Raw genomic sequence first — 12,245 nt, forward strand, 5'->3', positions numbered from 1 at the left:
ACAGGCCCTACTAAGAACAACAATTATCTTTTTCTTTATATTTATTAAGGGTACGTCAGTTCCAACGAGGACGCGCTATGACTGATTTTCTTCTGACCGTATATCCATGGACCAAGGCACTGCATGTGATCTCTGTAATCGCATGGATGGCTGGTCTGTTCTATCTACCCAGGCTTTACGTTTATCACGTGGAGGTTGTCGGAAACACCGGTGACACGGCTGGTCTGTTCCAGACGATGGAACGCCGGCTTTTGCGTGCGATTATGAATCCTGCCATGATCGCCACCTGGGTGTTTGGTCTTGCGCTGGCAGCAACTCCTGGTGTGATCGCAGGCGCATTTTGGTTCTGGCCAAAGTTTGCCGCGGTTCTGGCAATGACGTGGTTTCACCACTGGTTGGGCAAACGGCGAAAGGACTTGATGGTGGATCAAGAACAGCTGACCGGTCGCACCTACCGGATGATGAACGAGGTGCCGACCGTGCTGTTGATCGTCATCGTCATCATGGTGATCGTAAAACCCTTTTGACTTTTTGGCGCCGGCGGCATAGCTGCGTGGCAACGGTGGGCCGTCCTGGCCCGACAACCGATCCCCTTTGACGACACATACGATGCGCAGTCGCGCCGGAGGACCTAACATGTCCACAGAAAAACTCTCTCTCGGAGATCTTAAAGCCAAGCCCGCTAAGGACTTGCTTCCCCTCGCAGAAGAGCTGGAGATCGAAAACGCTTCGACCATGCGCAAAGGTGAGATGATGTTCTCGATTCTGCGCGAACGGGCCGACGAAGGCTGGGAGATTACGGGCGACGGTGTTTTGGAAGTGCTGCAAGATGGCTTTGGTTTTCTGCGCTCGCCCGAGGCGAACTATCTGCCCGGCCCTGACGATATCTACGTATCCCCCGACGTGATCCGTGCGCATTCGCTACGTACTGGCGACACCGTCGACGGGGTTATGGTCGCGCCGGACGAGAACGAGCGTTACTTTGCCCTGACAACGGTAAACTCGATCAACTTCGAGGCGCCGGAAAAGGCCAAACATAAAGTCTCTTTCGACAACCTGACCCCCCTGTATCCGGATGAGCGTTTGAAGATGGAGATTGAGGATCCAACCCTCAAGGACCGGTCTGCGCGTATCATCGATCTTGTGGCGCCCATTGGGAAAGGCCAACGGTCGCTTATCGTTGCCCCCCACGCACGGGTAAGACGGTTCTTTTGCAGAACATCGCCAAGTCCATCGAGACCAATCACCCAGAATGCTACCTCATGGTTCTGCTGATTGACGAACGTCCCGAAGAGGTGACGGACATGCAGCGTTCTGTGAAGGGCGAAGTCATTTCGTCTACCTTCGATGAACCCTCCACGCGCCACGTGGCCGTGTCCGAAATGGTGATTGAAAAGGCGAAACGTCTGGTCGAACACAAGCGCGACGTCGTGATTTTGCTCGACTCCATCACTCGACTGGGTCGTGCCTTCAATACGACTGTACCGTCGTCGGGCAAAGTTCTGACCGGTGGTGTGGATGCAAACGCCTTGCAGCGGCCAAAACGGTTCTTTGGTGCCGCGCGGAATATCGAGGAAGGTGGTTCCTTGACGATCATCGCAACGGCCCTGATCGACACGGGGTCTCGGATGGACGAGGTAATCTTTGAAGAATTCAAAGGCACCGGTAACTCCGAAATCGTCCTGGATCGCAAGATCGCGGATAAACGGGTTTACCCTGCGATGGACATTCTGAAATCCGGCACTCGGAAAGAAGACTTGCTGGTCGATTCAAAAGACTTGCAGAAAACCTTTGTCCTGCGTCGGATCCTGAACCCCATGGGGACAACAGATGCGATCGAATTCCTAATCGGGAAGCTGAAGCAGACCAAGACAAATTCAGATTTCTTCGATTCCATGAACTCCTAGGGACAACCTATGGATACCATCTACGCACTGGCAACAGCGCAAGGAAAGGCGGGCGTTGCCGTGGTGCGCCTGTCCGGTCCCGCTGCGCATGCGGTTGGTGTAGGTCTGGCTGGCACGCTGCCAGATCGGATGGGTTTGCGCGTGTTGCGCAACGGGGATGATGTTCTTGATCAGGCCCTGATATTGACGTTCCAGGCGCCTAACAGTTTCACGGGTGAAGACGTCGTCGAACTCCACTTACACGGCTCTATCGCTATTGTCGCGGCGGTGATGCAGGCAATCTCAGAAACCGGGCTGGCTCGATTGGCGGAACCCGGAGAGTTCACGAGACGCGCCTTGTTGAACGACAAAATGGACCTGACCGAAGTCGAGGGGTTGGGCGATCTGATTGATGCTGAAACCGAGGTCCAACGTCGCGAAGCGATGCATGTCTTTTCAGGTGCTTTGCGCCAACAGGTAGAATTGTGGCGCTCGGACTTGATCCGGGCTGCAGCGTTACTTGAGGCGACCATTGATTTCGCAGACGAAGAAGTGCCCGAGAACGTGTATCCTGAGGTCATCACTCTACTGACCCGGACGCTTGAAAGTCTTGGCACTCAATCCGCTGGGGTGTCAGCAGCGCAAGAATTGCGGCGTGGATTTGAGGTAGCAATCGTCGGACCGCCGAATGTTGGAAAATCTACGCTTCTGAATGCTTTGGCGGGGCGTGAGGCGGCAATCACCTCAGAGGTGGCGGGTACAACGCGCGACGTTGTTGAGGTTCGGATGGACCTTGGGGGCCTTCCGGTGACGCTACTAGATACGGCGGGTATCCGTGATACGGATGATACCGTTGAAAAAATGGGTGTTGCTTTGGCGAAGGCCCGGGCCGAGGCAGCCAGTTTACGGGTCATTCTTTTGCCTGGTATTGATGCGCACCCAGAAGTGCAGCCACAGCCCGGTGATATTGTGCGTGTCTCGAAAGCAGATCTAACGGGTCAAGGGCTATCGGCGAAGACCGGAGAAGGTTTGGATGAACTGGTTGCCGATATTACTGCGCAGCTTCAGCAGCGTGTCTCGAACGTGGGATTGATTTCGAGAGAACGTGATCGGGTGGCTATTTCAACTGCGAGGGAACGTATATCCCATGTGCTGTCGGATATTGATATGGTGGAGCCAGAAATCCTTGCGGCGGAAATCTATGGCTCGGTGCAGGCGCTAGAAGCGATCATTGGTCGCGTTGGTGTGGAGAACGTGCTAGACGAAGTTTTCTCGTCATTCTGTCTTGGAAAGTAGGAGTGTTTCACGTGAAACATTTTGACTTCGATGTTATTGTTGTTGGTGGCGGTCATGCTGGCTGTGACGCTGCGCATGCGGCGGCCCGTATGGGTGCTCGCACTGCATTGATCACCTTGAACCTATCAGGGATCGGTGTGATGTCCTGTAACCCCGCTATTGGTGGGTTGGGGAAGGGGCATCTTGTGCGCGAGATCGATGCTATGGATGGTCTGATGGGCCGTGTCGCAGATGCGTCGGGCATTCAGTTCCGCCTGTTGAACCGTCGAAAGGGACCCGCTGTTCAGGGGCCACGGACCCAGGCCGACCGTCATGTATATCGGCGAACGATGCTGTCTGAGCTTCAGAATACTGAAAACCTGTCCATCATTGAGGGAGAAGTCGCTGATTTTCTGGTGCAGGGAGAGCGCGTCGTTGGCATAGTGCTGGCCGACGGATCGCAGATTTCTGCTGGAGCTGTAGTTCTGACCACCGGAACATTCCTGCGCGGCGTTATTCACATTGGTGACGTCTCGTATCCGGGTGGTCGGATGGAAGACAACCCTTCGATCAAATTGGCAGAGCGGATCGATGAATTCGACCTACCGTTGGGACGGCTGAAAACAGGCACACCGCCTCGTATTGATAGCCGGTCCATCAATTGGGACGGGCTCGAGATGCAGCCAGCTGACGACGATCCTGTTGTGTTCAGCTTTCTGAACAAGTTTCCCGCTTGTCGCCAAGTCTCTTGCGGCATAACGCATACAAATGCGCGCACTCATGAGATCATCGAGGCGAATCTTGAACGGTCGGCCATGTATGGCGGCCATATTGATGGTGTTGGGCCCCGTTACTGTCCGTCCATTGAAGATAAGGTTGTCCGTTTTGCTGACAAAGACAGCCATCAGATTTTTCTGGAACCTGAAAGTCTGTCAGACAATGTGATCTATCCAAATGGCATCAGCACGTCGTTACCCGAAGATGTGCAGCACGCCTATGTACGTTCCATCAAGGGGTTAGAGAAGGCAGAGATTCTGCAACCGGGCTACGCGATTGAGTACGATTACGTGGATCCAAGGGCATTGCGCCCAACCCTTGAGGTTAAGAACGCGCCTGGACTGTTCCTTGCAGGTCAGATTAACGGCACAACCGGCTACGAGGAGGCGGCAGCCCAGGGCATGGTTGCGGCGATCAATGCCGTTCGCCTCGTTAGGGAGCAAGAAGCCGTGATGTTCTCTCGCTCTCAAAGCTATATTGGAGTGATGATTGACGATCTTGTCACGCGTGGTGTGACAGAGCCATACCGGATGTTTACAAGCCGCGCTGAGTTTCGTCTGTCGTTGCGAGCAGACAATGCAGATCAACGCCTCACGCCTCTTGGAATTGAGATAGGCACCGTCGGAAAAAAACGGTCAAAGGTTTTTGAAGCAAAGATGGATGCTTTGAGTGTATCGCGTGCATCGCTTGATGCAAAGGTACTCACGCCGAAGCAAGCGCGCGAGGTTGGCCTGATGGTAAAGGAAGATGGCCAACGTCGTTCTGCTTTTGACCTGTTGGCTTTTCCAAACATTAGTTTTGAGCGTCTGGTCGTAATATGGCCTGATCTGTCGGCGGATCCCGAGATTGTGCAACAGATTGAGCGTGACGCGATCTATGCAAGTTATGTTGAACGGCAACGCGATGACGTCGCGGCGATGAAGCGCGATGAAGCGCAGATCATTCCGCGCGGTTTTGCATACGAAGGACTTGAGGGACTATCGAATGAGCTCAAGTCGAAACTGTCCACGGTAGAACCGGAGACATTAGGCCAAGCCAGCCGAATTGACGGGATGACGCCAGCGGCGCTCACATTGATTCTTGCGAAGTTAAAACAAGATCAGCGAAAACGCGCATGACTGTTTCACGTGAAACATCTGAGCGGCTGGATCACTTCGCGCACCTCGTCCGCAAGTGGAATCCGAAGATAAACCTCGTGTCCAAGTCCTCGCTGGCCGAGCTTCAATCACGTCATTTTGCAGATTCAGCGCAGCTTTTGGACGTTGATCCCGGGGGTCGTCATTGGGTTGATCTGGGATCGGGCGGAGGGTTTCCCGCGATCGTTCTGGCTTGTATGACTGCAGATGATCCCACGCGTCGGTATACGCTGGTGGAAAGCGATCAGCGGAAGGGTGCTTTTCTGCGCACTGCCATCCGCGAGATTGGGCTTCATGCAACGGTAATTTCAGCCCGGATTGAAGCGCTTGAACCACTGAATGCTGATATTCTGTCTGCGCGCGCCCTCGCGCCTTTGTCCCAGCTTTTGGACTATGCGATTCAGCATCTGTGTCCAAACGGCACCGCGCTTTTCCTTAAGGGCGCCAGTCATAGAGAAGAGCTGCGGCAAGCCCTTGAAAGTCACAGCTTTGATGTTCAAACGGTGATCAGCCAGACGGACTCTGGTGCTGTGATTTTTAAGATCAAGGACATTGCACGTGCCTAAACCAAGAATTATCGCCATCGCCAACCAGAAAGGGGGCGTTGGCAAAACAACAACATCCATAAATCTTGGAGCTGCTTTGGCAGCAAAGGGCCAGACCGTTCTTCTGATCGATATCGACCCTCAGGGAAATGCCTCCACCGGCTTGGGGATCGAGCCGGAAGATCGCGAAGTGACCGCTTATGACATTTTGCTGGATGACGTTGCCTTGTCGACTGCTGTCCAACAGACGGAGGTTCCCAATCTTTCGATCATTCCGGGTACGACGGACCTCAGTTCTGCAGATATTGAATTAAGCAAGATCGATCAGCGTGTGATCTTGATGCGTGAGGCGCTGCGCGATCCTTATTCGGACAACTTTGACTATATCCTGATAGATTGTCCGCCTTCACTGAACCTTTTGACGGTGAATGCCTTTGTGGCCGCCAATTCGGTTCTGGTCCCGCTTCAGGCTGAATTCTTTGCACTAGAAGGTTTGAGCCAACTGTTGTTGTCTGTGCGCGAGGTCCGTGAAACCGCGAATAAAGGGCTGCGTATCGAAGGTGTTGTTCTGACTATGTTTGACAAGCGCAATAACCTTTGCGCCCAAGTCGAAGATGATGCCCGCGAAAACCTTGGCGATCTTGTGTTTAAGACAATGATCCCGCGCAATGTACGTCTGTCCGAAGCGCCCAGTTACGGTATGCCGGTGACAAATTTTGACCCATCGTCGCGCGGGGCCGTGGCCTATAAATCACTGGCAACAGAACTGCTGCACCGCAACGGGAAGGACGTTTAGATGGCTGATAAGAAAGAACGCCGTGGCTTGGGCCGTGGCCTGTCTGCGTTGATGGCGGATGTTACGCCCGAGGCAGGTGCAGAGGTGCCCGCTAGCCCACGTCGCCCAGACCTGATGGTCCCGGTAGAGCGCGTGCATCCGAACCCGGATCAGCCGCGCCGAACCTTCACTCCTGACGACATGCGTGATTTGACTGCATCCGTTAAGGAAAAGGGCGTGATACAGCCGCTCATCGTGCGCCCTGATCCGCAGCGTACGGGTGAATATCAGATTGTTGCTGGCGAACGTCGGTGGCGTGCGGCGCAGGCGGCGCAGTTGCATGAGTTGCCGGTGATCTTGCGGGAGTTCGACGACACTGAAGTCCTCGAAGTTGCTATAATCGAAAACATTCAGCGGGCCGATCTGAACCCTGTAGAAGAGGCCGCAGGGTTTCGTCAGTTGATGGATCGTTTCGGTCACACCCAGGAAAAACTGGCCGAGGCTTTGGGCAAGTCGCGCAGCCATATCGCGAACCTACTGCGGCTGCTCAATTTGCCGGAGGATATTCAGAACCATGTGCGCGAGGGCAAGTTGACCGCAGGCCATGCACGCGCGCTGATCACTGCCGACAATCCCGTGGCGCTTGCTAAGGAAGTTATCGCCAAGGGGCTCTCGGTCCGGGAGACAGAGCGATTGGCAAAGGGTAAATCAGAGCCTAAGTCAAACTCTCCGCGCCCGAAGGTGTCTAAGGATGCGGACACACGGGCCCTGGAAGGGGATCTGTCTGCCGCGCTCGGAATGGCGGTTGATATAAACCATACGGGCGAGGGCGGCACGCTTTCGATCCGGTACAAGTCGCTGGACGATCTGGATGCGCTGTGCCGGTTGCTTTCGTCTAGACAGTAGGCCGCGACCAGATAAAGGCGCCAACGCAACACAGCACCATAACCTGTAGGATCAGAACTGTCGCTGCCACGCCCATCATGGCTGCGATCGCAAATGCTCCGGCCATTGCCACTGTCGCAGCGTACTTGCCGCGTCTACTGATCGCCCCGTGTTCACGCCATGCGGTGATCGGTGGACCAAACATCGGGTGACCCACTAACCAATCGTGCAGGGTTGTTGAAGATCGTGCAAAGCAGAATGCGGCAAGTAACATGAACGGTACGGTGGGTAATAGAGGCAACGGAACCCCCAATAGCCCGAGGGCAAAGGCGATGCAGCCGCCGATAAACCAAAACACCCGCATCGGGCTACCCCGCCAAAAGCTCTCGTAATATGCCATTTAGAACCGGCTTTCCCCTGGAGGTAGCGCGGATATGTGTTTTGCTTAGGTCGATAAGGTCTAAATCTTGCAATTGTGTGACTTTGTCCGAGGGAAGTGCGCCGCAGCGCTGCAATTCAGCACCTTCCGTCAGGCGCAGCGCCATCATCAGGTATTCGGTCCTGATTTCATCTTCGGGCAGGATTTCACGCGTGCCATCTCCGTTGCCCGTGTCCTCGACCTGTTTCAGCCACCCGAGCGGGGCCTTGGGCGTATCCGTCGCGATACGTTGCCCGTCTAGGTCAAGCCGACCGTGGGCGCCTGGCCCAATCCCGACCCATTCACCCCCGCGCCAATAGATTAAGTTATGGCGACTTTCAGACCCGGGCGCGGCGTGGTTCGAGATTTCATAAGCCGGAAAGCCGTGTTTGTCCGTGATCTCTTGGGTCATGTCATACATATCCGCACCCAGATCGTCGTCCGGCAGGCCGCGCAGACGGCCACGGGCGAACCGATCACCGAAGGCAGTGCCGTCTTCAATCGTCAATTGATACAGGGACAGGTGATCCACTGCCATGCTAAGAGCTTGATTTAATTCGTCTTTCCATTGATCTAAGGTCTGATCCTGGCGCGCATAGATCAGGTCGAAGGACACACGGTCAAAGGTTTGTCGCGCAATATCAAAAGCTTGCATTGCTTCCTTAACGGAATGCATGCGCCCAAGCGCTTTGAGGTCCGCGTCATTGAGCGCCTGTGCGCCCATGGACACACGTGAAACACCAGCGGCGCGGTATCCCTTGAAACGGCCCGCCTCGATGCTGGTGGGGTTTGCTTCAAGGGTGACCTCCAGGTCATTGGCTGTGGGCCATAATTTCCGAACGCGTTCAAGTATCGCGTGAACTAATTCGGGTTGCATCAGGGAAGGGGTGCCGCCCCCAAAAAAGACACTATGCAGCACTTTTGGCCCTGTTTCGGCTGAATAACGGTCAAGCTCTGTCAGATAGGCGCGTTGCCAGCGATCTTGGTCAATCGCCGCGGACACATGACTGTTGAAGTCACAATAAGGGCACTTGGCCTGACAAAACGGCCAATGAAGGTACAGCCCAAACATCAGCCGCGAAACGCCGTAACTTCGATTTCATATAGCATTTCTGGTTTCATCAACTGCGCGATCACCATGGTCGCGGCCGGGCGAACCTCGCCCAAATGTGCGCCAAGGATCGGAACCACCTGATCCACCAACGCCCGGTCCGAGATATAGTGCGTAACGCGCACCACGTGTGACATATCAAACCCCGCCTGACCCAACACCGATTTGACAGTGGCAAAACAATTCTCTGCCTGTTTTGTAATCGTCTGGGGTATTTCCATGGTGATGTAATCATAACCGGTGACACCGGCCATGAAACACCAGTCACCCTGAACCACGGCGCGGGAATATCCGACTTCGACCTCAAAAGGCGATCCGGTGGAGATCAGGCGTTTCGTCATGGATCAGTCCTTTGCGGGCAGAATGGCTTTCAGTTTCTCGACGGCGCGGGCGCGGTGGCTGATTCTGTTCTTCTCCCAACGGTCCATCTCGCCAAACGTAATGTCATATCCGTCCGGGACAAATATCGGATCATACCCGTGCCCCTGATCGCCACGCATGGGCCAGACGACCTGCCCGGGCATGACACCTTCGAACACTTCGTCGTGGCCATCGGGCCAAGCAAGAACCAGTGTGCAGTTGAAGGCGGCGGTGCGAGGGTGAGGGGCGTTGGCGGCCTCCAACTCGTTCCAAGTGCGGGTCATGGCCATAACGAAATCCCGCCCGTTGGGCGTTTCGGCCCAATCCGCAGTATAGACACCGGGCGCACCGCCCAGACCATCCACCGTGATGCCGCTGTCGTCGGATAGAGCAGGCAGGCCTGTGGCCTGCGCCGCCGCGTGTGCCTTGATGCGGGCGTTTCCTACGAAGGTCGTCTCGGTCTCGTCGGGTTCAGGCAGGTTGTGGTCCGCGTTGGAGGTGCAGCTGATGCCATAAGGGTCCAATAGGGCGCGCATTTCCTCCAGCTTGCCCGTGTTGTGCGTGGCGATCAGCAGTTTGTCCCCTGTGAACTGTCTCACTTGGTGGCCTCTGCTTGGCAAGCGACCAGCTCGGCCACACCTTTTTTGGCCAACCCCATCAACTCTCCGAATTGATCTTCGCTGAACGTTGCGCCCTCGGCACTGGCTTGAATTTCGATCAGCCCACCGTTGCCTGTCATCACGAAATTACCATCCGTTCCGGCCTGGCTGTCCTCGGGGTAGTCCAGATCCAGTACAGGCTGGCCTGCATAGATCCCGCAAGACACCGCCGCTACATGATCCGTGATCGGGTCGGTGATGATATCGCCTGCCTTCAACAGCTTGTTCACCGCAAGACGCAGGGCAACCCAACCCCCGGTAATCGACGCACAGCGGGTGCCGCCGTCGGCCTGGATCACATCGCAATCAACCGTGATCTGGCGTTCGCCCAAGGCGTTCCGGTCGATACAGGCCCGCAAGGACCGCCCGATCAGCCGCTGGATTTCCTGCGTGCGGCCCGATTGCTTGCCGCTGGCAGCTTCGCGCCGGCCCCGGGTGTGGGTGGCGCGGGGCAGCATGCCGTATTCTGCCGTGACCCAGCCTTGGCCTGTGTTGCGCAGGAACGGTGGCACGCGTTCCTCTAAGGATGCGGTGCACAGCACTTTCGTTTCACCACAGGAAATCAGAACGGATCCCTCGGCGTGTTTCGTGTAGCCCACCTCGATGGACATGGGGCGCATTTCATTAAGCTCGCGGCCGGATGGGCGCATGGGATATCTCCTGGCATTTAGATTTGCTCTTGTCTGCCCACGCGGGGACCAAAGCGCAAGCCGATTGACCGGGACGTGCAGGCTGCCTAAATCTATACAGCCATGGAAAATCGCGCCGAACTCTTAGATCAGATGAATGACCGGTCCCGCGAGGTGTTCCGCCGGGTGGTCGAGGGGTACCTGCATGACGGCGGCCCCGTAGGCAGCCGCACCCTGACCCGCGATTTCAGTGAAAAGGTCAGTGCGGCGACAATCCGCAACGTGATGAACGATCTGGAATACCTTGGCCTGTTGGAGGCGCCGCATGTCAGCGCGGGCCGTATTCCCACACAACAGGGTCTGCGCATGTTCGTAGATGGTATCCTTGAAGTGGATGATCTGGGCGACACGGACCGCGCGGCGATCAACGCGACCCTCGGGACAAATGAAGCGGACGTGGGTCAAATGCTGGACCGAGTGGGCAGCGCGCTGTCTGGGATCACGCAAGGTGCGTCACTGGTGTTGGCCCCCAAACAAGAGGCCCCAATCAAACACATCGAATTTGTGTCTCTGGCCGCAGACCGCGCGCTTGTCGTGCTGGTGTTTGCGGACGGCCACGTAGAAAACCGCGTTTTCACCCCGCGCCCTGGACAAACGCCATCGTCCATGCGGGAGGCAGCGAATTTCCTGAATGCGTTGATTGAGGGCAAAACCCTATCGGACTTGAAGGGATTGATGGAGTGTGAGGTAGCGGCGCGGCGTCAACAGATCGACGCTTTGGCAGCCGACATGGTGGAACAGGGCATTGCTGTCTGGGAAAATCCCGGCGAAACCCAAGAACGCCTGATCGTGCGGGGCCGGTCAAACCTGCTTGGCGAACAATCCCCCGAAGAGTTGGACCGCATTCGCACCCTATTTGACGACCTCGAACGCAAGCGCGACATCACCGAATTTCTGGAACTGGCCGAGGAGGGTGACGGCGTGCGCATTTTTATCGGCTCTGAAAACAAACTTTTCTCGCTTTCGGGTTCAAGTCTCGTGGTTTCCCCGTATATGAACGCGGACCGTAAGGTAATTGGCGCTGTGGGGGTGATCGGGCCCACGCGTTTGAATTACGGCAGGATCGTCCCGATCGTGGATTATACGGCGCAGCTTGTCGGAAAGCTGCTGTCCGACCCGAAGAGGTAAGCATGATGGACCCGAAAGATAACGAGCCATTCCTGGACGACCCAGAGGCGCTAGAAGAAGAATTGATGGATCTGGACGCGTTGGAGGCCGAAACGGACGAACACGGCGAAGCGCCCACGCCGACGGCAAATGTTGACGCTGTTGTGGCAGAGCGTGACGAGTATAAAGACCGCTTCATGCGGTCGCTCGCCGATCTTGAAAACACACGCAAGCGGGCGGAGCGTGATCGGCGCGAGGCCGAAAAATACGGCGGCTCCAAGCTGGCGCGGGATTTGTTGCCGGTCTACGACAACTTGGCCCGTGCGCTGGATGCGGCTGGAGAAGCGGACGATGGCGTGGTCGAAGGCATCAAGCTGACGCAGAAAGAGCTGCGGACCGTGTTCGAGAAACACGGCATCACTGTCATTGCGCCTGAGGTCGGTGACAAGTTTGATCCGCAAATCCACCAGGCAATGTTCGAGGCACCGCTGCCCGGCACCAAAGCGGGTGAGATTATCCAAGTGGCCGCCGCTGGCTTCATGCTGCACGAACGGCTTTTGCGTCCCGCGCAGGTCGGCGTGTCTTCGACACCCGCCAGCTAGGGGCGAGGTGGGACAAGTCC

The 12,245-nt window shown here is 56.0% G+C and carries 13 protein-coding genes and 1 pseudogene; 9 read left to right on the plus strand and 5 right to left on the minus strand.

Features of this window, described 5'->3' with window-relative positions; genetic code table 11:
• The first annotated feature begins 77 nt into the window (after nt 1–77).
• From hemJ to ACZ1G0_RS00890, 7 genes and pseudogenes are all read left to right on the plus strand, one after another.
• Nucleotides 78–527, plus strand: a complete 450-nt coding sequence (gene hemJ, locus ACZ1G0_RS00860; protein ID WP_472735211.1) for a protoporphyrinogen oxidase HemJ — start codon at nt 78–80, stop codon at nt 525–527.
• Between the two features lie 109 nt (nt 528–636).
• Nucleotides 637–1,907: pseudogene (gene rho / locus ACZ1G0_RS00865) on the plus strand (transcription termination factor Rho).
• Nucleotides 1,908–1,916: 9 nt separating this feature from the next.
• Nucleotides 1,917–3,182 (plus strand): tRNA uridine-5-carboxymethylaminomethyl(34) synthesis GTPase MnmE, encoded by a 1,266-nt coding sequence (mnmE, locus tag ACZ1G0_RS00870; protein ID WP_472735212.1) that lies wholly within the window; start codon nt 1,917–1,919, stop codon nt 3,180–3,182.
• Nucleotides 3,183–3,184: 2 nt separating this feature from the next.
• On the plus strand, nt 3,185–5,056 hold the full coding sequence (gene mnmG / locus ACZ1G0_RS00875) for a tRNA uridine-5-carboxymethylaminomethyl(34) synthesis enzyme MnmG (RefSeq protein ID WP_472735213.1): 1,872 nt from the start codon (nt 3,185–3,187) through the stop codon (nt 5,054–5,056).
• On the plus strand, nt 5,053–5,640 hold the full coding sequence (rsmG, locus tag ACZ1G0_RS00880; protein WP_472735214.1) for a 16S rRNA (guanine(527)-N(7))-methyltransferase RsmG: 588 nt from the start codon (nt 5,053–5,055) through the stop codon (nt 5,638–5,640). The genes mnmG and rsmG overlap by 4 nt, the downstream gene beginning before the upstream one ends.
• A complete protein-coding gene (locus ACZ1G0_RS00885; protein ID WP_472735215.1) occupies nt 5,633–6,415 on the plus strand; it encodes a ParA family protein in 783 nt (260 codons plus the stop codon). The genes rsmG and ACZ1G0_RS00885 overlap by 8 nt, the downstream gene beginning before the upstream one ends.
• A complete protein-coding gene (locus ACZ1G0_RS00890; protein ID WP_472735216.1) occupies nt 6,416–7,300 on the plus strand; it encodes a ParB/RepB/Spo0J family partition protein in 885 nt (294 codons plus the stop codon).
• On the opposite strand, the gene ACZ1G0_RS00895 is transcribed toward ACZ1G0_RS00890, so the two are convergent.
• Genes ACZ1G0_RS00895 through rph form a run of 5 tightly spaced genes read right to left on the minus strand, consistent with a single transcriptional unit; the run spans nt 7,290 to nt 10,477 of the window.
• Nucleotides 7,290–7,643, minus strand: a complete 354-nt coding sequence (locus tag ACZ1G0_RS00895) for a YbaN family protein (protein ID WP_472737748.1) — start codon at nt 7,641–7,643, stop codon at nt 7,290–7,292. The genes ACZ1G0_RS00890 and ACZ1G0_RS00895 overlap by 11 nt on opposite strands.
• 4 nt (nt 7,644–7,647) lie before the next feature.
• Complete coding sequence (hemW, locus tag ACZ1G0_RS00900) at nt 7,648–8,769, minus strand: radical SAM family heme chaperone HemW (protein ID WP_472735217.1); 1,122 nt, start codon at nt 8,767–8,769, stop codon at nt 7,648–7,650.
• The gene (locus ACZ1G0_RS00905) at nt 8,769–9,149 is read right to left on the minus strand and encodes a RidA family protein (RefSeq protein WP_472735218.1); all 381 of its coding nucleotides are present in this window, start codon (nt 9,147–9,149) and stop codon (nt 8,769–8,771) included. The genes hemW and ACZ1G0_RS00905 overlap by 1 nt, the downstream gene beginning before the upstream one ends.
• A 3-nt stretch (nt 9,150–9,152) precedes the next feature.
• Nucleotides 9,153–9,767, minus strand: coding sequence for an RdgB/HAM1 family non-canonical purine NTP pyrophosphatase (gene rdgB / locus ACZ1G0_RS00910; RefSeq protein ID WP_472735219.1), 615 nt, complete (start codon nt 9,765–9,767; stop codon nt 9,153–9,155).
• Nucleotides 9,764–10,477 carry a ribonuclease PH gene (rph, locus tag ACZ1G0_RS00915; protein WP_472735220.1) on the minus strand — a complete coding sequence of 238 codons (714 nt, stop codon included), beginning with the start codon at nt 10,475–10,477 and terminating at the stop codon, nt 9,764–9,766. The genes rdgB and rph overlap by 4 nt, the downstream gene beginning before the upstream one ends.
• Nucleotides 10,478–10,579: 102 nt before the next feature.
• Between rph and hrcA the strand changes: the two genes are divergently transcribed.
• Together hrcA and ACZ1G0_RS00925 are read left to right on the plus strand one after the other, a co-directional pair.
• Nucleotides 10,580–11,644 (plus strand): heat-inducible transcriptional repressor HrcA, encoded by a 1,065-nt coding sequence (hrcA, locus tag ACZ1G0_RS00920; RefSeq protein WP_472735221.1) that lies wholly within the window; start codon nt 10,580–10,582, stop codon nt 11,642–11,644.
• Nucleotides 11,645–11,646: 2 nt separating this feature from the next.
• Entirely contained in the window at nt 11,647–12,225 is a 579-nt protein-coding gene (locus tag ACZ1G0_RS00925; protein ID WP_472735222.1) for a nucleotide exchange factor GrpE, read from the plus strand.
• Nucleotides 12,226–12,245: the final 20 nt, after the last annotated feature.

Source organism: Thalassobacter sp. HA4-2, from assembly GCF_055693705.1.